At 70.8% G+C, this 21,335-nt stretch carries 17 protein-coding genes and 1 tRNA gene; 6 read left to right on the forward strand and 12 right to left on the reverse strand.

Features of this window, described 5'->3' with window-relative positions:
• Positions 1-347 precede the first annotated feature (347 nt).
• Positions 348-2,870: a hypothetical protein gene (locus ABTX60_RS18275; RefSeq protein WP_352098046.1), complete on the forward strand. Its 2,523-nt coding sequence runs from the start codon at positions 348-350 to the stop codon at positions 2,868-2,870.
• A gap of 91 nt (positions 2,871-2,961) precedes the next feature.
• On the opposite strand, the gene ABTX60_RS18280 is transcribed toward ABTX60_RS18275, so the two are convergent.
• The 4 genes from ABTX60_RS18280 to ABTX60_RS18295 form a co-directional block, all read right to left on the reverse strand.
• Positions 2,962-4,398, reverse strand: coding sequence for a GH1 family beta-glucosidase (locus ABTX60_RS18280; protein WP_352098047.1), 1,437 nt, complete (start codon positions 4,396-4,398; stop codon positions 2,962-2,964).
• A gap of 92 nt (positions 4,399-4,490) precedes the next feature.
• Positions 4,491-5,399, reverse strand: a complete 909-nt coding sequence (locus ABTX60_RS18285; RefSeq protein ID WP_351641080.1) for a carbohydrate ABC transporter permease — start codon at positions 5,397-5,399, stop codon at positions 4,491-4,493.
• Positions 5,400-5,411: 12 nt separating this feature from the next.
• Positions 5,412-6,419 carry a carbohydrate ABC transporter permease gene (locus tag ABTX60_RS18290; protein WP_352098048.1) on the reverse strand — a complete coding sequence of 336 codons (1,008 nt, stop codon included), beginning with the start codon at positions 6,417-6,419 and terminating at the stop codon, positions 5,412-5,414.
• A gap of 5 nt (positions 6,420-6,424) precedes the next feature.
• Positions 6,425-7,747, reverse strand: coding sequence for an ABC transporter substrate-binding protein (locus tag ABTX60_RS18295; protein ID WP_352098049.1), 1,323 nt, complete (start codon positions 7,745-7,747; stop codon positions 6,425-6,427).
• A 409-nt stretch (positions 7,748-8,156) separates the two neighbouring features.
• Between ABTX60_RS18295 and ABTX60_RS18300 the strand changes: the two genes are divergently transcribed.
• On the forward strand, positions 8,157-9,212 hold the full coding sequence (locus tag ABTX60_RS18300) for a LacI family DNA-binding transcriptional regulator (protein ID WP_352098050.1): 1,056 nt from the start codon (positions 8,157-8,159) through the stop codon (positions 9,210-9,212).
• A 118-nt stretch (positions 9,213-9,330) separates the two neighbouring features.
• Here ABTX60_RS18300 and ABTX60_RS18305 read toward each other — a convergent pair whose 3' ends face one another.
• From ABTX60_RS18305 to ABTX60_RS18330, 6 genes are all read right to left on the reverse strand, one after another.
• Positions 9,331-9,858 carry an NUDIX domain-containing protein gene (locus ABTX60_RS18305; protein ID WP_352098051.1) on the reverse strand — a complete coding sequence of 176 codons (528 nt, stop codon included), beginning with the start codon at positions 9,856-9,858 and terminating at the stop codon, positions 9,331-9,333.
• A gap of 21 nt (positions 9,859-9,879) precedes the next feature.
• On the reverse strand, positions 9,880-11,070 hold the full coding sequence (locus ABTX60_RS18310) for an MFS transporter (protein WP_352098052.1): 1,191 nt from the start codon (positions 11,068-11,070) through the stop codon (positions 9,880-9,882).
• 96 nt (positions 11,071-11,166) lie between these two features.
• Positions 11,167-11,239 (reverse strand) — tRNA-His (locus tag ABTX60_RS18315).
• A 117-nt stretch (positions 11,240-11,356) separates the two neighbouring features.
• Positions 11,357-11,959, reverse strand: coding sequence for an oligoribonuclease (gene orn / locus ABTX60_RS18320; RefSeq protein WP_352098053.1), 603 nt, complete (start codon positions 11,957-11,959; stop codon positions 11,357-11,359).
• A gap of 103 nt (positions 11,960-12,062) precedes the next feature.
• Positions 12,063-13,307: a helix-turn-helix domain-containing protein gene (locus tag ABTX60_RS18325; protein ID WP_352098054.1), complete on the reverse strand. Its 1,245-nt coding sequence runs from the start codon at positions 13,305-13,307 to the stop codon at positions 12,063-12,065.
• Positions 13,308-13,684: 377 nt separating this feature from the next.
• Positions 13,685-14,017 (reverse strand): hypothetical protein, encoded by a 333-nt coding sequence (locus ABTX60_RS18330; protein WP_352098055.1) that lies wholly within the window; start codon positions 14,015-14,017, stop codon positions 13,685-13,687.
• Between the two features lie 306 nt (positions 14,018-14,323).
• Here ABTX60_RS18330 and ABTX60_RS18335 point away from each other — a divergent pair, with 306 nt between their 5' ends.
• Together ABTX60_RS18335 and ABTX60_RS18340 are read left to right on the forward strand one after the other, a co-directional pair.
• The gene (locus tag ABTX60_RS18335) at positions 14,324-14,851 is read left to right on the forward strand and encodes a universal stress protein (protein WP_351642850.1); all 528 of its coding nucleotides are present in this window, start codon (positions 14,324-14,326) and stop codon (positions 14,849-14,851) included.
• Between the two features lie 135 nt (positions 14,852-14,986).
• Entirely contained in the window at positions 14,987-15,547 is a 561-nt protein-coding gene (locus ABTX60_RS18340; RefSeq protein WP_352098056.1) for a GPR1/FUN34/YaaH family transporter, read from the forward strand.
• 155 nt (positions 15,548-15,702) lie between these two features.
• On the opposite strand, the gene glmS is transcribed toward ABTX60_RS18340, so the two are convergent.
• A complete protein-coding gene (glmS, locus tag ABTX60_RS18345; protein WP_352098057.1) occupies positions 15,703-17,520 on the reverse strand; it encodes a glutamine--fructose-6-phosphate transaminase (isomerizing) in 1,818 nt (605 codons plus the stop codon).
• A 12-nt stretch (positions 17,521-17,532) separates the two neighbouring features.
• Entirely contained in the window at positions 17,533-17,790 is a 258-nt protein-coding gene (locus ABTX60_RS18350; RefSeq protein WP_352098058.1) for a hypothetical protein, read from the reverse strand.
• Between the two features lie 186 nt (positions 17,791-17,976).
• On the opposite strand from ABTX60_RS18350, the gene ABTX60_RS18355 reads away from it, so the two are divergent.
• Entirely contained in the window at positions 17,977-19,542 is a 1,566-nt protein-coding gene (locus tag ABTX60_RS18355; protein WP_352098059.1) for a purple acid phosphatase family protein, read from the forward strand.
• 203 nt (positions 19,543-19,745) lie between these two features.
• A complete protein-coding gene (locus tag ABTX60_RS18360; RefSeq protein WP_352098060.1) occupies positions 19,746-21,335 on the forward strand; it encodes a beta-N-acetylhexosaminidase in 1,590 nt (529 codons plus the stop codon).

Here is a 21,335-nt window from a genome sequence, read left to right on the forward strand (position 1 = left end):
ACCGGCGGGGACGGGCGGGTCGCCGGGATCAGCGCCGACGGCCCGGTGAAGGAGCGGACGGGCCCGGACATCCAGTCGGTCCTGGGTGACCGGGCCACCGGCCTCGGCCTGCCCGTCGAGGTCGTGCAGACCGACCACGGCTACCAGCCGACCGCCTGCTGCCCCTGGACCCGTGGGGCGTGGAGACGACCCGGCGCCTGCTGCCGGGAGCGGCGCGCTGAAGCCGGGCAGGAGTGCGATGCGGTGACCAGTAACATTCGAGCACCGCGACACGAGGGGGACAGCGTGATCTCCTCTTCGCCCACGACACCCTCCTCACCGCCGCCCAGGAGGAACTCGGACCGGACGTGGACGGGTACCTGGAACGGCTGCACGCCTGGGCCGAGTCGTACGAGCACCGGGGCTGGCCGCAGGACACCCCGCCCTACCTGCTCCAGCCGTACGGACGTCTGCTCGCCCACCGCCGTGACACGCGCCGCGCGGTCGCCGTCGCCACGAACACGCGGCGGCGCGACCTGCTGCGCGAGGCGACCGGCAGCGATGCCGCGTGCCTCGCGGAAATCGCGGCGGCACGCAGGCTGGTCACCCGGGACACCCCCGACGACCTGAGCGCGGCGGCGGCTCTCGCGGCTCTCGCGGACCTCGTGGCCCGCCGCAACAGAACGCTCCACCCGGACGTACCCGCCGGCTACGCCCGTACCGGCCGCGTCCGCCATGCCATCGGCCTCGCCCGCAGCGTCTTCCGGCCGATCGACCGCGCCCGGGCGCTCGCGGCGGTGGCCCACGTCCTGGCGAACGCCGGGGACCGGCGCGCGGTGGGGCTGGCCCGGGAGTCGCTGGCCCTGACGCGGGAGGCGGCGGCGGAGCGCCCGTGGCTGGGCGGCGACGAGGAGGCCGACACCGTGCTGGGCACCCTGGCCGTCGTCCTCGCGGCGACCGGGAACGAGGACGAGGCGCTGCGCAGACTCGGCGAATTGCGGCGGCCGGACACCGGCCCGGGCGTGGAGGCGTTCGTCTCGGCAGCCGGGGCGGCCCGGGACTTGGAGTTCGCGGCCGACCTGCTGGACCGGGCGGAGCCGCTGGCGCGGGGAATGGCGTCCGTGCCCGACCGCGTCCGCGCCCTGGCCGCCGTCGCCGGAGCATGGGCGGCCCGCACCCGGACGGACCGGGCGGCACACCTGTACGACGAGGTGGTCGCCCTCGCCGAGGAGCACACGGAAGACCCGGGCAACGTCCCCGCGACGGCTGCGGAGGTCCTGCACCTGGTCCGGCCGAGCACGGCTGAGCGGATGGTCCGCCTGGCACGGGAGCATGCGGACTGGTACCTGCACTCCTTCAACCTGGCCGACCACTCCGAGGCGGCGTTCGGAGCCGTGTGTGCCCTCGCCGCGACCGACCGCCTGGACGAAGCCGACCAGCTCAGGGACCTGCTGCACGCGAAGGCCCTGCCGCCACCGAGTGTCGGGCGCGCTCTCGCCGCGGCACGGGCCCGACAGGGCCGGGCTGCCGAGGCGTGGGCGGAACTCGAAGCAGCCTGGGAGACGGAGGCGCCCGCGGAGGAGGACGACTTCGCCGCGCACGTCGTCCGGCTGCTCGCCGAGGCCGGGGCCGCCGACGAGCTGGAGACCGTACTGCTCACCGGCACCGACACCTGGTGGTGGCGGGGTGTGGCCGTGGCGCTCGCCGAACTCGCCGGGCACTTCGCCGGTACCGACCCCGACCGGTCGGTGCGGCTGTTGCGCCAGGCGGAGCACGCGCGGTCCCTGACGGTCGGACCAGACGATTCCACTCAAGACGGGTGTCTGGCGGCGCTCGCGCGAGCGCTGGCGGTCGCGGGCCGGCCCGACCGGGCCGAGCGTCTCGTCGAGGCGATCGGTACACCCGACGTGCGCGCCTGGGCTTGGGCCATGGTGTCCGTGGCCGTGGCGGACGCGGAGCCTCCTCGAGCACTGCGGCTCGCGGAACAGGCGACTCTCGCGGTGCCCGTGGTCGGCGACTACTGCGACTGGGTCATGCGTGCCGAGATGCTGACGGCCGTCGTCCAGGCCTGGGCGTGTGCCGGAGCGGTGGAACGGGCCGAGGAGGAGACGCAGCGGCTCCTGAAAGAGCTCCGCAACGGCCGGATGGGCGCCCGGCACGCCAGGATCGCGCGCACGGAGGTGGCCGGATGCCTCTGGCGGCACCATCCCGAAGCGGCGGCACGCATGGCTGACGCCGTGCTGGCGGAGCTGCCCCCCGGATCCGTGCCGGAGCTCGGACGGCTCCTCGCCGCAGTCGCCCCGCACGACAGCGGACGCGCCGACCGCGTTATGGAACTCCTGCACGAGGCCGACAGCGCCGACCTCCCGGCGCACGGCTACCACGAGGAGACGCTGCTCGCCCTCCTGACCGCGGCCGTCGACCCGGAAGCCGCCCGGCAGCGCCTTGACCGACTGGCAGCCGATCACCCGCCGTCGTCGCTGCTCTCCCAGCCGGGAACCGCGGAAGCACTCGGGTGGGCCGTGCTCGGCGACCACAAGGCGGCCCGGGACGTTGCCCTTCGCATCACAGCGGAGGGGCAGCGCGCCAGGGCCTTCACCGCCCTCGCCGCACGCGCCGCCGACGCACCCGCCGACCCGGTGGGCAGCCCACTCGACGGAGCGGGCAGAACGTACGAGACGATCTCCCGGCGTCTCGCCGCGCACTATCTCCCGCTGACCTGCGACCCGGGCCTCTCCGTGGCGAAGTCGCTCCTAGCGGACGCCCTCACCCCGGACGGCTGGCACCACGCCCTGCCGGTGCTGGCTCGCGTCGACCCCGCGGCCGTACTGCGGGTGGGGGACGTCGTGATCGCGCACCTGGGACTCGGCGTCCCGGCCCTCGACGCATGACGGCCTGGCCCGTATCGGGCGGGCGGCGCGCTCATGCCGGGGCGCGGCGCTCCCCTAATCGCGCCGCGCCCCGCCCCCCGTCCCCCGTCGGTCAGACCGCCTCGGCCTCGGGCAGTGCGCCGGTCCGTGCCGCCTGTCCGTACCACCGGGCGCTCGTCTTCGGCGTGCGTTCCAGCGTCGCGTAGTCCACGTACACCGCGCCGAAGCGCTTGCCGTAGCCGTACGCCCACTCGAAGTTGTCCATCAGGGACCACAGGTAGTAGCCCCGGACGTCCGCGCCGTCGGCGATCGCGCGGCGGACCGCCGAGAGGTGGCCGTGCAGGTAGGCGACCCGCTCCGGGTCGTGCACCCGGCCGTCGGAGTCGATCTTGTCGTCGTAGGCCGCGCCGTTCTCCGTGATGTACAGCGGCAGGCCCGGCGCCTCACGCGTGTAGCGCATGATCAGCTCGTGCAGACCGGTCGGGTCGATCGTCCAGCCCATCTCCGTGCGCTCTCCCGGCGTCTGGTGGAACGCGACGTCGTCGGCGGCCGGCCACGGCGAGTGGTCGCTCGCCCCGTGGCCGTCGGCGCGCGGCGCCCTCGCCGACACGTCCGCCGCCGAGACCAGCGCCGGCGTGTAGTAGTTGAGACCCAGCGCGTCCAGCGGCTGGTTGATCAGCTCCAGGTCGCCGTCGAGGACGTAGTTCCAGTCCGTCAGGCCCGCGGTGGCCACGTACAGCGACTCCGGGTAGGCACCGTGCAGCATCGGCCCGTGGAACACACCGTTGGCCAGGTCGTCGATCCTGCGGACCGCGTCCAGATCCGCCGGGTCCTGCGACAGCGGCCTCACCACCGAGGAGTTGAGGCTCACCGCCACCGTGTTGCGGGCCGGCATCACCGAGCGCAGCGCGGACGCGCCCAGCCCGTGCGCCAGATTCAGATGGTGCGCGGCGCGCAGCGAGGCCGCCGGGTCCGTACGGCCCGGGGCGTGCACCCCGGAGGCGTACCCCAGGAACGCGCTGCACCACGGCTCGTTGACCGTGATCCACTGCTCCACCCGGTCGCCCAGCGCCTCGCCCGCGATCTGCGCGTACTCCGCGAACCGGTACGCCGTGTCGCGCTCCGGCCAGCCGCCCGCGTCCTCCAGGTCCTGCGGCAGGTCCCAGTGGTACAGCGTGATGGCCGGCTTGATGTTCTTGGCCAGCAGCTCGTCCACCAGCCGCCGGTAGAAGTCCAGACCCTTCTGCACGGCCGGGCCCCGGCCGGTCGGCTGCACCCGCGACCACGACATGGAGAAGCGGTAGGCGCCCAGGCCCAGCTCCGCCATCAGCGCCACGTCGTCACGGTAGCGGTGGTAGTGGTCGACAGCGATGTCACCGTGGTCGCCGCCGACGGTCTTGCCCGGTGTATGGCTGAAGGTGTCCCAGATCGACGGCGTCCGGCCGTCCTCCCGCACCGCACCCTCGATCTGGTACGCGGACGTCGCCGCGCCCCACAGGAAGGCGGGCGGGAAGGTCACCGGAGTGGCCGGGTTCTCGGAGTCAGGCATGGAAGCGCTCCCAAAAGGGGTCGTGTGGACCGACGGGCGGATGGGGGAAAGGGGCCGAGGCGGCACTGGCTCGGCCCCCGGGAAAGCAGGACTCAGCCCTTGACGGCGCCCTGCATGATGCCGCCCACGATCTGCTTGCCGAAGATCGCGAAGACCAGCAGCAACGGCAGCGTGCCCAGCAGCGCGCCCGCCATGATCAGGGACTGGTCGGGGGTGTAGCCGCGGCCCAGACCCGCGACCGCGACCTGCACGGTCGGGTTGCCGGTTTGCGTCAGCACCAGGAACGGCCATAGGAAGTCATTCCAGGTCTGCACGAACATCAGCATTCCCAGCACGGCCATCGCGGGCCGCGCGGTGGGGAACACCACATGCCAGACCACACGCCAGCTGCTCGCCCCGTCGACGCGGGCGGCCTCGATGATCTCGTCAGGCAGCGCCTGGATCAGGTACTGCCGCATGAAGAACACACCGAACGCGCTCACCAGCGACGGGAAGATCACCGCCTGGAGCTGGTCCGTCCAGTCGAGCTTGGCGACCATCATGTAGAGCGGAATGATGCTGAGCTGCGGCGGCACCATCATCGTGCCGATCACGATCAGCATCGCCGCACCGCGGCCCTTGAAGCGCAGCTTGGCGAAGGCGAACCCGGCGATCGTCGACAGGAACACGATGGTGAACGACGAAATGCCGGCCACCAGGGTGGTGTTGAGGAACGCCTCGCCCAGGTTGGCGTCCGTCCAGGCCACTTCGAGTTTGTCGAAGAGGCCGGAGCCGAACCAGAAGGGTGGCGGGGTCTGCGCCAGACGCTGGTTGTCGCGCGAGGCGGCGATCGCCGTCCACACCAGCGGGAACAGCGAGATGACGGTGAAGAGGGCGAGGATGACGTACGCCACCGGGCCGGCGTGCAGCTGCCCGCCCGCTCGTGCGGCCTTCATGCCACGTGAGCGCTTCGGCGGCTCGGGGACCGCGTCGGCCGGGGGTTTCGTCAGGGTCGTCGTCACGGCCGGTTCTCCTTAGCTACTGGCGCGCAGCCGGCGCGAGATGACGTAGTTGACGATCCCGATCACGATGAGGATCAGGAACATCGTCCAGGCGATGGCGGAGGCGCGGCCCAGGTGCTGGTTGATCCAGCCCTGCTCGTACAGGTAGAGGCCGAGCGTCTGGAACTGGTGCTGGGATCCGCCGGAGGCGCCCTTGTTCGCGTCGAACAGCAGCGGTTCACCGAACACCTGTGAGGCGCCGATGGTCGACACCACGACCGTGAACAGGATCGTCGGACGCAGCGAGGGCAGCGTGACGTGGAGGAACTGCCGCCAGCGGCTGGCTCCGTCCAGTGCCGCCGACTCGTACAGGTCCTGCGGGATCGCCTGCATCGCGGCCAGGTAGATCAGCGCGTTGTAGCCCGTCCAGCGCCAGATGATGATGCTGGACACGGCGATCTGGGACGGCCACTTGTCGTTCTGCCAGTCGACGTGGTCGATGCCGACGGCGTTCAGCACCCAGTTGATCATGCCGTAGTCCCGCCCGAAGAGCAGCACGAAGACCAGCGAGGCGGCGGCGATCGAGGTGGCGTAGGGGGCGAGCATCACCACGCGGTAGAAGGTGGAGCCGCGCAGTTTGTAGTTGAGGATGTGCGCCAGGCCCATGGCCATCAGCAGCTGAGGAACCGTGGAGATGATGCCGATGGTCAGGGTGTTCTTCGCCGCGTTCCAGAAGAAGTCGTCGTCGAAGATCCGGGTGTAGTTGCGCAGCCCGACCCAGTTCATGTCGGTCGGCGCGGTCAGCTCCACCTGGTGCAGCGAGGCCCAGCCGGTGTACAGCAGCGGGAACAGGCCGAACGCGAGGAAGAGCAGGAAGAACGGCGAGACGAACGCGTACGGGCTCCACCGCATGTCGCGCTGCCAGCGGCGGGAGAGCCGGGCGCGCTTCTTCCGCGCCGCCTCCGCGTCGGCCGGCGGGCGGCCCGGGGCCGCGCCCCCCTCCTTCACGGGGGGCGCGGCGGTGTCGTGCCTGGTCGCCATTCCGGTCACTGGTCCAGGTTGTTGTCGATGGTCTTGACGGCCGTGTCCCACGCCTCCTTGGGCGACTTGCCCTGGGTGACGAGGATGACGCCGTTGTCCGTCAGGCCCTGCTGGATGATCTGGTCCTTCGGGCCGATCGTCTGCACGGGGCTGCTCTTGGCGGCCGCGGCGAAGATGGTGCCGATCGGCGCGTCACCGGTCATCTCGTTCTTGGCGTTCTTCACCGCCTCCGACTCGTAGGCGGCCGGGGTGCTCGGGAAGCTGCCCTGCACGGCGAAGAGCTTGGCCTGCTGCTCGGGCGCGGTCAGCCAGGCAGCCAGCTTCGCGGCCTCCTCGGCGTTCTTGCCCGACTTGGGAACCGCCAGGAAGGAACCGCCCCAGTTGCCGGACTTCGGCGACGCGGCCACGTCCCACTTGCCCTTGGCCTCCGGCTTCGACTTGCCCTTGATGTAGCCGAGCATCCACGGCGGGCAGGACATCGCCGCGAACTTGCTGTTGGCGATCGTGGTGTCCCAGGCGGGCTGGAACTGTGTCTGGTTTCCGATCAGTCCGTCCTCGGCTGCCTTGGCGGTGAGGTCGAAGGCGGCCTTCACGGCCGGGTTCGACTTGTAGATGACCTTGCCGGAGGAGTCGTAGAAGCGGTCCTTCTCACTGCTGAGGATCGCCTGGAGCAGACCGCCGGGGGAGTCGAGGAAGGTGGTGCCCTTCGGCGCCTTCTTCTTGTAGTCCTCGCCGACCTTGACCAGCTTGTTCCAGTCACCGGCCCACAGCTTGGCGACCTCCTCGCGGTCGGTGGGCAGACCGGCCTTCTGGAAGAGGTCCTTGCGGTAGCAGATGGCCATCGGGCCGACGTCCGTGCCCAGGCCGACGGTCTGACCGTCCTCGGTGGTGGCCTGCTGCCACTTCCACTCCAGGTAGTCGCTCTTCTTGCCGTACTTGGAGAGGTCCAGCAGCTTCGCGGACTGGGTCTTGACGATCTCGGCGATGTTGCCGACCTCGACGCCCTGGATGTCCTGCAGGCCGCTGTTGGTGGTCAGGTGGTTGACCAGCGTGGGGTAGTAGTTCTCGTTCCGCTCGACGACCGTCTGCTGGATGTCGACGTCCGGGTGGAGCTTCTCGTACTCCTTGTAGAGGCCCGCCTCCTCGAACCCGAAGGTGCCGAAGAGTCCCAGGGTGATCTTGGTCTTGCCGCCGCTGCCGCCGCTGCCGCCCGACGAGGAGCCGCCGTTTCCGCCGTCGTCGGCACAGCCGGCCAGCAGCCCGGCGCCCAGCGATGCGACGGCCGCGACGACCATCGCCTTGCGGGCGGTTCGGATGCGTGCTCGCATGTCGTCCTCCTGTTGCCCTGACGTGCCGACCCCCCGGCCAACTGCTGTGTCGGACCGTTTTACGCGCTTAAGGCTCGGGCGGGGAACGTGCGGGTTGTGTATATGTCAGGTACCGTGGGAGCGCTCCCACCAGTGATGTGTTGAAGAGTCCCCGGTCGCGGCGGGGGTGTCAAGGGACCGGACAGGGAGAGATGCGTTCAGTTATCGGGCTGTTAACTGGACCCGGACCGGCCCCGGTTGGGTCCCGGGCCGGTTGAATCGAGCCAGTCGGACCACCGGTCGCACCGGATCGTCCGGCCGAAACGGAAGGCCGGGGCGGCGAGCCCTCGGCGACGGTCGTCACGACGGACGGGCCTGTTAAATTCCAGGCCAGTCGCAGAGTGCGGGTGTGAACGGGAAGGCGGAGCCCATGGCAACCCACGGAGCGCGGGGCCGAAGTGGTGGCCGGCCCACCCTCGAAGAGGTGGCGGCGCGCGCCGGTGTCGGCCGCGGCACCGTCTCGCGGGTGATCAACGGTTCGCCCCGGGTCAGCGACGCGACGCGCGCCGCCGTCGAGGCGGCGGTCGCGGAGCTCGGCTACGTCCCCAACACCGCGGCCCGCGCCCTGGCCGCCAACCGTACGGACGCGATCGCGCTCGTCGTACCCGAGCCGGAGACCCGGTTCTTCGCGGAGCCGTACTTCTCGGACATGCTGAAGGGCGTCGGGGCGGCACTGTCCGACACGGAGATGCAGCTGCTGCTGATCTTCGCGGGCAGCGACCGTGAGCGCGCCCGGCTCGCCCAGTACCTGGCGGCCCACCGCGTGGACGGCGTCCTGCTGGTCTCGGTGCACGCCGACGATCCTCTGCCCGACCTGCTGGCCCAGCTGGAGATCCCGGCGGTGATCAGCGGCCCGCGCTCGGCGGCGGAGACGCTGCCGTCGGTCGACTCGGACAACTACGGCGGTGCCCGCCAGGCCGTCGAGCACCTGCTCGCCCGGGGCCGCAGCCGGGTGGCCCACATCACCGGCCGCCTCGACGTCTACGGTGCCCAGCGCCGTGTCGACGGTTACCGCGAGGCCATGAGCGACGCCGGTCTCGGGGTGGACGAGGGACTGATCGAGGCGGGGGACTTCACGGAGGAGGGCGGGCACCGGGCCATGGCGGCCCTGCTGGAGCGCCACCCCGACATCGACGCGGTCTTCGCCGCCTCCGACGTCACCGCGTCCGGCGCCCGCCGGGCGCTGCGCGATGCGGGCCGCCGCATCCCGGAGGACGTGGCGCTCGTCGGCTACGACGACTCCGCCATCGCCCGCCACATGGAGCCGCCCCTGACCAGCGTCCGCCAGCCCATCGAGGAGATGGGCCGCCGGATGATAGACCTCCTGCTCACCGAGGTCGCCGACCGCCGCCCGCTCGCGTCCCGGGGCCTGGACCGCCGGCAACTGGTCCTGGCCACGGAGCTGGTGTCCCGGTCGTCGTCGTGAGGGGCCACCCGCTCCTGGGACGTCACCGAGGTCGCCCGGACCGAGCCCTGTCTGGGCGGCACGGCGGAGCAACTGGCGCTCGTCTAACGGGCCGTACGGGCCGAACCGCGTGAACGACTCACTGCCGTCGCGGAGTTGGCGGCGGTGTGGCGGTCGGTGAGCCGAGGCCGGGGTGGCGGCGCAGGGCATCCAGACCGTCGGGCACGAACAGCCGCTCCCGGACCACCTCCCGGAACTCCGCCTCGCTGAACCAGCCGTGCCAGGCGATCTCGGACGGGGCGGGGGTGAGGCGCTCCGGGACGACGGCCTCGTGCACCCCGAGCCAGTACGGGCTGATCGCCCCACGGCAGAGGAACGAGAACACGAACCGGACCCGCGTCCGGACGCCCAGCTCCTCCGCCAGCTCCCGGGCCGCCGCCTCCTCGTACGACTCGCCGACCGCGACGCCCCCGCCGATCAGCCAGTCGTGGTGACCCGGGAAGCGGGACAGATGCTCCGGCCTGCGGTGCACCAGCACGCGTCCCCGCGTGTCCCGGCAGACCGTCGTGGCGACCCGGTGCAGCCAGCCGTTGCGGATCGCCTCGTCCCGGTCGGCCACCCCGACGACCCGGTCCAGTTCGTCGACCCGTTCCACCAGCTCACCCACGGGCCTCACGATCGCACGCGCTCACACCCTGGCCGGTGCCGGCCGGCGCACCAGGTACACCGCCGCGGTCACGACCAGCACCGCCATGCAGGCGATGAACACCAGCCCCGCCCCCTCCAGGCCGATCGGGCCGGTCAGCAGGCCGACGCCGATCACGGGCAGGGAGATGCCCGCGTAGGCGACCACGAACAGGGTCGAGATCACCGCCGCGCGCTGGTGCGCGGGAGAGGCCTCGGCCACGTCGGACAGGGCACCGCGGAACGCCAGGCCCTGGCCGATCCCGCCGACCAGCGCGCTCGCGATCAGCAGGGTCATCTGGTCCCACCGCAGCGCACCGGCGAGCAGCGCCAGCCCGGCGAGGAGCCCGGCGCAGCCGAGCGGCAGGGAGTTCCGGGCGCCGACCCGGCCGACCGCCAGTTGCCCGGCCGTCGACGAGAAGAAGGCCAGCGCGACGATCAGCCCGCTCACGGCGTGGTCGTCCACGTCCAGTGACTCCACGAGGAAGGCCGGGCTGACCGAGGTGAACACCCCGAACAGGGCGAATCCGACGAAGGAGGCGGTGGCGGCGGGACCGAACACCGCCCGCACCTGCGGGGGCAGTGACGGCCGCTGCGTCCGTACGGCGCGCAGCGGCCGCCGCTCCCCGACCGTCTCCGCGAGCCACAACAGGACGGCGGCCGAGGCGGCGACCAGGGCGAGGTGGGTGACGAACGGCAGGTACAGCGGCCAGGGTGCGTACTCGGCGAGAAGCCCGGAGAGCAGGGGACCGCAGCCCAGCCCGCCCATGTTGGTCGCGGTCGCCACGAAGGTGGCCCGGGAGGCACCGCCCTCGGGCGCCAGCTCCATCACGTACGCCGTGGCGGCCCCGGTGAACAGCCCGGCGGACAGCCCCGACAGCAGCCGCCCCGCGTAGAGCCAGCCGAGACCGTCGGCACTCAGGAAACAGACGGCGCTCAACGCCGCGAACCCCAGGCCGCACAGCAGCACCGGGCGCCTGCCCACGGCGTCCGAGGCGTTGCCGACCAGCAGCAGTACACCGATCACCGCGAAGGCGTACAGGGCGTACACCACGGTCACCGTCAGCTCGGAGAAGCCGAACTTGTCCTGGTAGAGGGGATAGAGGGGAGTCGGCAGCGTGGTGCCGGCCATACAGACCGCGAACACCGCCCCGCTGAGCACACACGCGCGCCATCCCGGGCGTCGACCGTCCATGCCGCCGACGGTAGCCAGCCTGCCGTGTCGCCCCGGAGAGGCGCGCAAAAAGCTTCAGCCGGTGGCTTCTTCCGAAGCCACCGGCTGATTACTCAGGGTGAGTGACGGGACTTGAACCCGCGGCATCCTGGACCACAACCAGGTGCTCTACCAGCTGAGCTACACCCACCATGACCGGCTTGGAGGTCAGTGACTTCCCTGACCGGCCGAGAAAAAGTGTACAGGGTCCGAAGGGGTGCTCGCGCACGGCTTTCGCCGCGCAGCCCCCGACGGGCCCCCGCCCCGCCTACTGCGCAGGCAGAACGTGCTTCGCAGCGATCGTCTTCGCGGTGTCCGAGTCGGGCCCGGGCTGCGGGACGAACACGGCCTCGCGGTAGTACCGCAGCTCCGCGATCGACTCGCGGATGTCGGCGAGCGCACGGTGGTTGCCGTTCTTCTGCGGGCTGTTGAAGTACGCCCGCGGGTACCAGCGGCGCGCCAGCTCCTTGACCGACGACACGTCGACGATCCGGTAGTGCAGGTAGTTCTCCAGCGTCGGCATGTCGCGCAGCAGGAAACCGCGGTCCGTGCCGACGGAGTTCCCGCACAGCGGCGCCTTGCCCGGCTCCTTGACGAACTCCCTCACGTACGTCAGGACCTGGTCCTCGGCGTCCTTCAGGGTGGTGCCCGCGGCGAGCTCTTCGAGCAGCCCGGAGGCGGTGTGCATCTGACGCACCACGTCCGGCATCGTCTCCAGCGCCTGGTCCGGCGGCCGGATGACGATGTCCACGCCTTCACCGAGCACGTTCAGCTCGGAGTCGGTCACGAGGGCGGCCACCTCGATGAGCGCGTCGTCCGACAGCGAGAGGCCGGTCATCTCGCAGTCGATCCACACCATGCGATCGTTCATGTGTCTAACCTTACGGCCCACCGCCCCAGGCCGGGCCGCCCGTACCGCGAAAGCCGCAGGGCCCGCGGGAGGCATGCTCCTCGCGGGCCCTGCGGCTACCGGTTCACGGCGCGCTGCGCTGCCCGGGCAGGCTCGCCGAGAGGGCCGGGGACTGGCCGACCGCGCTCGCCGCCGCCGTACGGCGGGACTGCAGCGGCACCGGGTGTTCCGGGTGCAGCGCGGCCGGTGCCTGGCCGTGCTGGCCCGGGTGCCCCGCGTGGCCCGGATGGCCGGGCATGCCGGACCCGGGGCCGCCCGGTGCGCTCTCGGTCTCCTGGAGGCGCTCACCCTGCGGACGCCGGGCGCGGTACGCCGCCCGGTACGCGGCCGGGGACGAACCCAGCTGGCGGCGGAAGTGCCCGCGCAGGGCGACCGGCGACCGGAAGCCGCAGCGCCCCGCCACCTCGTCGACCGAGTAGTCCGACGTCTCCAGCAGGCGCTGCGCCTGGAGGACCCGCTGCGTGATCAGCCACTGCAGCGGAGCACTCCCGGTCAGCGAGCGGAAGCGGCGGTCGAACGTACGCCGGCTCATGTACGCGCGGGCCGCCAGTGTCTCCACGTCGAACTGCTCGTGGAGGTGCTCCAGCGCCCAGGCGACGACCTCGGCGAGCGGGTCGGCGCCGATCTCCTCGGGTAAAGACCTGTCGAGGTAGCGCTCCTGCCCGCCACTGCGGCGCGGCGGCACGACGAGTCGCCTGGCCAGGGCCCCGGCCGCCTCGTTCCCGTGGTCCGTGCGCACGATGTGCAGGCACAGATCGATGCCCGCCGCGGTGCCCGCCGACGTCAGCACGTCGCCGTCGTCGACGAACAGCTCACGCGGGTCCACGTGCACCGACGGATAGCGCTTGGCCAGCGTCGGTGCGTACATCCAGTGTGTCGTCGCGGGACGGCCGTCCAGCAGGCCGGCCGCGGCGAGCACGAAAGCGCCGGTGCACAGCCCTACGATGCGGGCGCCCTCCTCGTGGGCGCGGCGCAGCGCGTCGAGCGCCTCCTCCGGTGGCGGAGAAGTGATCGAACGCCAGGCCGGTACGACGACCGTGCCCGCACGCGAGATCGCTTCCAGGCCATGTGGCGCGGTGAGTTCGAGTCCCCCGGTGGTCCGTAGCGGACCTTCCTCGCCCCCGCACACCAACAGGCGGTAGCGCGGTACGCCGGCGTCCTGGCGGTCAACCCCGAACACCGACAGCGGTATGGAACTCTCGAAGATGGGGCCGCCGCTGAACAGCAGCACCGCGACGATCTCCTTGCGGCGTCGCCCGGAAAGCTTCCGGGCCGCGGCTTCCGGCGCGGCAGTGGAGTCGTGGCTCATACTGCTAAGCCCCCCTCGGTGGTCGCGGCTCCTCGGTTGTGTCGCTCCTGCACGTTTCCCCTCGGTCCTGCACGAGTCCCCCGCCGTAGACAGTCAAGATCGAATCTACTGTGTGCCGTTGTGCCGCAGTGGCCGGTTCACCACTCGGCACATTGTCGACTTGGCAACTTGGCGTGAAGCATTCGATCACGAAGCGTTGCACTCGTGGGCCGTGCAGGGAAGTGCGCCTCGTCGCAGTGGCCAATCCACGTAGGGTGCGCTGACCCCCCGAGGCCCTTTCCGTGCAGGTCGAACGGGGGTTGGGGGGTGGTTGGACGGGGTGATGCACAGGTACGAGAAGTTGGCTGAAAAGCGCTGTGTGCGTGCGCTGAAACCGGTCAGCCGACCGGTGTATCTCCCCCGGTGTGCCGTCCGCCACGGTGCGACCCCGTTCCGGTGCGGTGCCGCCGGCCCCGGTGGGGTGCCCGGTCCTCGGCCGCGAGCCGGGCCGCGCCGCGCTCGGACTGGCGCAGCAGGACCCGGCAGGCGCCCGTGACGGCGGCGAGCCCGAGGGCCGTGCCGGCGGCGCCGGCGAGAGAGGCGCCGCAGCCGAGGAGTACCACCGGGACGAGCAGGCAGCTGAAGGCAGCCCAGCGAACCACATCCGTCGCGGTGTCCCGCGGCGGCGGGGTCGCGCGGTCCGCCTCGGCGGCGCGGCGTGGTGCGGACATGCGGGCTCCCTGTGGCGTGACTCACGGGGTTCAACGCGCGGCCGGGGCGTCGGTCACTGGCCGGCCGGGTCGCGCCGCAGGTCATTGAATCCCGCGCAAACCGCCTGTACAGCGCAGCAACCATTGCGTTACGGGCGGTGCCTCGTGCATGCTCCCTGGAACCCGCACGCACCGTGAGCGGGATCTGGGCTAAGGAGGCGTGGCGCCGTACCCTTGAGGGTATGGGGTTGGGAAGACCATTCCCGGACACAGCTCCGCCGCACACTGTCGTCCCTCCCGTATAAGGATCACAACGCCGAGACAGCCATGGCCGGTCACGAATTCTTCGAACCCGCGGACCGCAAGCGGCCCGTCGCCGATCCCACGGCGGCCGAGCCCCTGGCGGCGAAAGAGCCACGCCACTCCTGCGATCCCGCCTTCAAGCACGGGGTCGTCGTCGGCTTCGACGGCTCCACGTCCAGCGAGCGCGCCCTGGCCTACGCCATCGGCATGGCCCATCGTTCCGGGTCGGGTCTGATCATCGTCCATGTCGCCAACCGGCTGCCGACCACGGTGTGGGCCGGCTGCGAGCCGCCGGTGTTCGTGGACGTGCCGGACCACCGCACCGAGGTACTCGGACTCGAGCTGGCCTGTGCGGACTATCTCGCCGAGGTGCCCTGGATCCTGGTCGAGCGCGGCGGTGACATCTGCCACGAACTCGAAGAGGTCGGCCGGGAGTACGAGGCCGACGCGATCGTCGTCGGCTCCACCCACGGTCTCGTGGGGCGCCTCTTCGGCTCCGTCGCCGGGCGGCTCGCCAAGCGGGCGCAGCGGCCCGTCATCGTCATCCCCTGAGTTCCGACTCTCCTTGCGCAGTTCCAACTCCCTTTGCGCCACGCGCGAATCCACTCGCGCGCAGAGGTGTTTGTGTCTTTGTGAAGGGCATATACGGAACACCGCACAACTGCACATGCACGAAGGGAGCCCGCCGTGGACAAAGACGTTCCCGCGGGAAGCGGAATCACGACCGTGGCCGGTCGACTCGCCCTGGGGATCACTCTGTTGGCCTTCGGGCTGGGTCATACCGCTGTGATCGACGGTGTGTCAGTCGCTGACGCCGCGTCAATCGCCCAATACGTGGGCGGCATTGCGCTCTTCGTCGCCGGGCTCGTGGCCCTGCGGGAGGGTGACGCCGCCGGTGGGACGGCGTTCTCGGTGCTCGGGGCGCTGTGGTTCACGTGGGCGGTGTCCGAGACCGCCTCCGGCAACGGGGCAGGGCTGTTCCTGCTGTTGTTCGCCCTGGTGGCGCTGTCCCTGACGCTCGCGGGTGGGGATCAGCTCGGGCAGGGCGTGTACGGGCTGTTCTTCGTCGCCCTGTTGCTCATGGCGATCGCGAGTTTCGCCGGCAACGACGGGCTCGTGAAGGTGGGCGGCTGGTTCGCCGTCGCCGCGGGGGCGGTGGCCTGGTACGCGGCGACCGCGGTGCTGGCGCACTGGCCTGCGGCGCTTCCGCGGCGGGCTGCCGGCCGGGGGGTGACGGCCACCGGCTGAACGGCAGCCGAGGCCGGGGAGTTGGGCGGCTTCCCGGCGATGAAACGGACCCCCCCGTGCAAGGTGGCAGCACGTGGGGGTCCGTCTTCTTGAGTGGCCTGTGCGGGTGCGTGGGGGCCTTCGCGCGGTTCCCCGCGCCCCTAAAAGAGGGTCACTTACTCAACCGTCACCGACTTGGCGAGGTTGCGGGGCTTGTCGATGTCGCGGCCCAGGACCAGAGCCGTGTGGTACGCCAGGAGCTGGAGCGGGATGCCCATCAGGATCGGGTCCAGCTCGTCCTCGTTCTTGGGGACGACGATCGTCTCGTCGGCCTTCTCCTGGGGCTGGTGGGCCACGGCGAGGATCTTGCCGCTGCGGGCCTTGATCTCCTCCATGGCGGCGCGGTTCTTCTCCAGGAGGTCGTCGTCGGGGACGATCGCGACCGTCGGAAGGGCCGGCTCGATCAGGGCCAGCGGGCCGTGCTTGAGCTCCGAGGCGGGGTAGGCCTCGGCGTGGATGTAGGAGATCTCCTTGAGCTTCAGGGAGGCCTCGCGGGCCACCGGGTAGCCCCGGACACGGCCGATGAAGAGCATCGAGCGGGCCTCGGCGAACTGCAGGGCCAGCTTCTTGACGTCTTCCTCGCTCTCCATGATCTCGGCGATCTGCGCGGGCAGCTTGCGCAGGCCCTCGATGATCCGCTTGCCGTCCCGGACCGACAGGTCGCGGGTGCGGCCGAGGTGCAGGGCGAGGAGGGCGAAGGCCACCGTGGTGTTGGTGAAGCACTTGGTGGAGACGACGCAGACCTCGGGGCCGGCGTGCACGTAGATGCCGCCGTCCGCCTCACGGGCGATGGCCGAGCCGACCACGTTCACCACGCCGAGGACGCGCGCGCCCTTGCGCTTGAGCTCCTGCACGGCGGCCAGCACGTCGTAGGTCTCGCCGGACTGGGAGACCGCGACGTAGAGGGTGTCGGGGTCGACGACCGCGTTGCGGTAGCGGAACTCCGAGGCCGGTTCGGCGTCGGCGGGGATACGGGCCAGCTGCTCGATCATCTGGGCACCGATCATGCCCGCGTGGTACGAGGTGCCGCAGCCGAGGATCTTCACTCGGCGGATGCGGCGGGCCTCGCGGGCGTCCAGGTTCAGGCCGCCCAGGTGCACGGTGGAGAAGCGGTCGTCGATCCGGCCGCGCAGTACGCGGTCCACGGCATCGGCCTGCTCGTGGATCTCCTTGTGCATGTACGTGTCGTGGCCGCCCATGTCGTAGGAGGCGGCCTCCCACTCCACGGTGGTGGGCTCCGCCGTGGTGCGGGTCCCCTCGGTGGTGTAAGTGCGGAAGTCGTCGGCCTTGAGGGTGGCCATCTCGCCGTCGTCGAGGGTGACGATCTGCCGCGTGTGGGAGACCAGCGCGGCGATGTCCGAGGCGACGAACATCTCCTTCTCGCCGATGCCGAGGACGACCGGGGAGCCGTTGCGGGCGACGACGATCCGGTCGGGGAAGTCGGCGTGCATGACGGCGATGCCGTACGTGCCCTCGATGAGCCGGAGGGTCTCGCGGACCTTGTCCTCCAGCTTGGTCGCCTGCGAACGGGCGATGAGGTGGACCAGGACCTCGGTGTCGGTCTCGGAGAGGAACTCGACTCCGTCCGCCTCCAGCTTGCGGCGCAGGTCGGAGGCGTTGTCGATGATGCCGTTGTGGACGACGGCGACCTTGCCCTCGGCGTCCAGGTGCGGGTGGGCGTTGACGTCGGAGGGGGCGCCGTGGGTGGCCCAGCGGGTGTGGGCGATGCCGGTCGTGCCCTTGAAGCGGGCCGGGACCTTCGCCTCCAGGTCGCGGACGCGGCCCTTGGCCTTGACCATCTTCAGGCCGGACGTCTTCGGGGAGGTGACCACGATGCCCGCGGAGTCGTAGCCGCGGTACTCCAGGCGCTGGAGGCCCTCCAGGAGGAGGGGCGCGACGTCACGCTTCCCGATGTAACCGACGATTCCGCACATGTTTACGTATTCCTAGCCGTAGACGATGCGCCGCAGCTGCCGGAGCGAGAGCTCCGGCGGGGCCACCGCGCGGTATTTGAGGTCCGCCCCGATCCGTTCGAAGATCTCCGCGTTGACCAGGCCCTGGGCCTGGAGCTCGCGGTGGCGGCGACGGACGTACTCCTCGGTCGTCTCGTCGAAGTAGGCGAGCACGTCCTGGATCACACGCAGCGCCTCGCCCCGGCCGAGGGCGGTGGACCGCGTCAGATGATCAACGAGTTCGTCGTGCACTCGCTAGATCTTGGGCCACCGGCGTCGCTTTCGCAAGAATTCTGCCCGATTTCGGGCAGAGCTCTGTGGGGAGCTTTTGGGGGAACGTTGAACCTGTCATGAGTGCCTGTTCGTCATCCGTCCACCGGACGTCCGGGGTCCCGTTGCCCGAGGCGTCGATTTTTGGACGCCATGGACACTCCTCGTATGGGCGTACCCGAGCGGCTCGCCGAGCGCATGAGCATGGCCGAGCAGCACGAGTACCTGCGCGCGAAATTCTCCCGCCGCACGATGATCAGAGGCGGAGCCGTCACGCTCGGCGCCGTCGCGGGTGGCGCGTTCGTGCCCGGCGCCACCGCCCAGGCCGCCGTTCCGACCGCCCGCACCGCCCCGGCGACCGCATCCGTCGACGGTGCTCTCGTCGCCCCCTTCGGCCGCCACCTCGCCTACGGCACCGACCCGCGCACGGAGATGACCGTCTCCTGGCAGGTCCCCGTCGCCGTCAAGAAGCCGTTCATCCGCATCGGCGCCCACCCCTGGGACCTCTCCCGCAAGATCGACGCCGAGGTCCGCACCCTCTTCACGCCCGCCGGAGTCGGCGCGAGCGGCAATCACACCCAGTACTACGTCCACGCCGAGCTGACCCATCTGAAGCCGGGCCGGACGTACTACTACGGCGTCGGCCACCAGGGCTTCGACCCGGCCGCACCGCACCTGCTGGGCACCCTGGGCACCTTCACCACCGCCCCCGCGCACAAGGCGCCGTTCACCTTCACGGCCTTCGGCGACGAGGGCGTCAGCTACCACGGCCTGGCCAACAACAGCCTGCTGCTCGGCCAGAACCCGGCCTTCCACCTGCACGCCGGCGACATCGCCTACGCCGATCCGTCCGGCTCCGGCCAGACCTCCGACACCGGCTTCGACTCACGGATCTGGGACCAGTTCCTCGCCCAGACCGAATCCGTCGCCAAGTCCGTCCCCTGGATGCCCGCCTTCGGCAACCACGACATGGAGGCCTGGTACTCGCCCAACGGCTACGGCGGCGAGGAGGCCCGCTGGACACTGCCCGGCAACGGCCCCGACAAGAAGAACCTGCCGGGCGTCTACTCCTTCGTCCACGGCAACACGGCGATCATCTCGCTCGACGCCAACGACATCTCCTTCGAGATCCCGGCGAACCTCGGCATCTCCGGCGGCACCCAGACGAAGTGGCTGGAGGCCCAGCTGAAGAAGTACCGGGCCTCCCACGACATCGACTTCATCGTCGTCTTCTTCCACCACTGCGCCTACTGCACCTCCGCCTCCCACGCCTCCGAGGGCGGGGTCCGGCAGGAGTGGGTGCCGCTGTTCGAGAAGTACACCGTGGACCTGGTCATCAACGGCCACAACCACCAGTACGAGCGCACCGACGTGATCAAGGGGAACAAGGTCGCCAAGAAGCTCCCGATCGGCGGCACGGCCTACCCCGAGACCGACGGCGTGGTCTACGTGACGGCCGGTGCGGCCGGACGCAGCCTGTACGCGTTCACCGCCCCGCTGTCGTACGAGGGCAACGAGCACGACGTGGACTCCGTGGCTTCGTTCGTCAACGTCAAGGGCGGCAAGCAGAACGAAACCGTCGCCTGGTCCCGGGTGCGCTACCTCGACTACTCCTTCCTGCGCGTGGACGTCACGCCCGCGCCGAAGGGACGCCTGGCCACACTGACGGTGCGCGGCATCGCCGAGAGCGGTGACCAGGTCGACCACTTCACGGTGGCCCGCCGGGCGAAGTAGCCGCGAGCGCCTCGGCGGACGCGACCGGAGCAGAAGGCGGCTCCGGTCGCGTGTCCGCCGGGTCCTCGACGGCCCGGTTCCGGGTGCGGGGGCATCTGATTGCCGCCACGGGGTGGATTGTTGCGCCCGACTCACGAGAGAGTGGTCCAGACCTCTTGGAGCTCAACGGCTCGTGAAGGGACACGCTTGTGAGAGTCGGCCCTGTGAGACCGCACCACAGAACGCTCCGCCTTCTCGGATGCCTGCTGCTCGTCGCGATGGCCGCCTCGGCGACCGGGGCCGCCCCCGCGCCACCGGCATCGCCCACCCCGCTCGACCGGGTGGTCCCCGCACCCGCCTCGGTCGCCCCGGGCGGATCCCCGTACCGGCTCACCCGCGGCACGCACATCCGCTTCGACGGCTCCCGCGAGACCCGCGGCGTCGCCGAGTACCTCGCGAGGATTCTGCGTCCCTCGACCGGCTACCGCTTCCCCGTCACCGACGAGGGCGCGGGCGGCATCCGGCTCCGCATCGCCGATGGCCCCTTCGGCGCCGAGGGCTACCGGCTCGACAGCGGCCGGGGCGGCGTCACCATCACCGCCGCCCGGCCCGCCGGCCTCTTCCACGGCGTGCAGACCCTGCGCCAGCTGCTCCCCGCGGCCGTCGAGAAGGACTCCGTGCAGCCCGGCCCCTGGCTGGTCGGGGGCGGCACCATCACGGACACGCCGCGCTACGGCTGGCGCGGGGCCATGCTCGACGTCTCCCGGCACTTCTTCACCGTCGGGCAGGTCAAGCGCTACGTCGACCAGCTCGCCCTCTACAAGATCAACAAACTGCATCTGCACCTCAGCGACGACCAGGGCTGGCGCATCGCGATCGACTCCTGGCCGCGCCTGGCCACCTACGGCGGTTTCACGGAGGTGGGTGGCGGCACCGGCGGCTTCTACTCGAAGGCCGACTACCGGGAGATCGTGCGCTACGCCGCCTCGCGCCACCTGGAGGTCGTCCCCGAGATCGACCTGCCCGGCCACACCAACGCCGCCCTCGCCTCCTACGCCGGCCTGAACTGCGACGGCGTGGCACCGCCGCTCTACACCGGCACCGAGGTCGGCTTCAGCTCGCTGTGCGTCGGCAAGGAGATCACGTACGACTTCGTGGACGACGTGATCCGTGAGATCGCCGCGCTCACACCCGGCGGGTACCTCCACATCGGGGGCGACGAGGCGCACTCCACCAGCCATGAGGACTACGTGACGTTCATGGACCGGGTGCAGCGAATCGTCCAGAAGTACGACAAGACGGTCGTCGGCTGGCACCAGCTGACCGGGGCGAACCCGGTGAAGGGGGCTCTCGCCCAGTACTGGGGGCTGGACGGCACCGGTGCGCAGGAGAAGGCGCGGGTGGTGAAGGCCGCGCAGAGCGGGACCGGGCTGATCCTTTCCCCGGCGGACCGGGTGTACCTCGACATGAAGTACACGAAGGAGACGCCGCTGGGGCTGTCCTGGGCGGGGTATGTCGAGGTGCGGCGGTCGTACGACTGGGATCCGGGGGCCTATCTGCCAGGGGTGCCGGGCGGTGCGGTGAAGGGGGTCGAGGCGCCGATGTGGTCGGAGACGCTGGAGAACTCCGGGCACATCGAGTTCATGGCGTTTCCGCGGTTGCCGGGGGTCGCGGAGCTGGGGTGGTCGCCGGCCGGTACGCATGACTGGGAGCGCTACAAGGCGCGGTTGGCTGCGCAGGCCGAGCGGTGGGATGCCCTGGGCATCGGGTATTACCGGTCGCCGCAGGTGCCGTGGGGTTCTGGCGGGCGGTGA

The sequence above is a fragment of the Streptomyces sp. NPDC126510 genome, from assembly GCF_040302345.1.
GTDB lineage: Bacteria > Actinomycetota > Actinomycetes > Streptomycetales > Streptomycetaceae > Streptomyces.

What these genes read in the sequence shown, in the direction of transcription:
- ABTX60_RS18290 (WP_352098048.1), bottom strand. Translation starts at nt 6,419, where the DNA reads ATGGCGACCAGGCACGACACCGCCGCGCCCCCCGTGAAGGAGGGGGGC.
- ABTX60_RS18335 (WP_351642850.1), top strand. Translation starts at nt 14,324, where the DNA reads ATGGCCGGTCACGAATTCTTCGAACCCGCGGACCGCAAGCGGCCCGTC.
- ABTX60_RS18355 (WP_352098059.1), top strand. Translation starts at nt 17,977, where the DNA reads ATGGGCGTACCCGAGCGGCTCGCCGAGCGCATGAGCATGGCCGAGCAG.
- ABTX60_RS18295 (WP_352098049.1), bottom strand. Translation starts at nt 7,747, where the DNA reads ATGCGAGCACGCATCCGAACCGCCCGCAAGGCGATGGTCGTCGCGGCC.
- ABTX60_RS18325 (WP_352098054.1), bottom strand. Translation starts at nt 13,307, where the DNA reads ATGAGCCACGACTCCACTGCCGCGCCGGAAGCCGCGGCCCGGAAGCTT.
- orn (WP_352098053.1), bottom strand. Translation starts at nt 11,959, where the DNA reads ATGAACGATCGCATGGTGTGGATCGACTGCGAGATGACCGGCCTCTCG.
- ABTX60_RS18300 (WP_352098050.1), top strand. Translation starts at nt 8,157, where the DNA reads ATGGCAACCCACGGAGCGCGGGGCCGAAGTGGTGGCCGGCCCACCCTC.
- glmS (WP_352098057.1), bottom strand. Translation starts at nt 17,520, where the DNA reads ATGTGCGGAATCGTCGGTTACATCGGGAAGCGTGACGTCGCGCCCCTC.
- ABTX60_RS18330 (WP_352098055.1), bottom strand. Translation starts at nt 14,017, where the DNA reads ATGTCCGCACCACGCCGCGCCGCCGAGGCGGACCGCGCGACCCCGCCG.
- ABTX60_RS18280 (WP_352098047.1), bottom strand. Translation starts at nt 4,398, where the DNA reads ATGCCTGACTCCGAGAACCCGGCCACTCCGGTGACCTTCCCGCCCGCC.
- ABTX60_RS18310 (WP_352098052.1), bottom strand. Translation starts at nt 11,070, where the DNA reads ATGGACGGTCGACGCCCGGGATGGCGCGCGTGTGTGCTCAGCGGGGCG.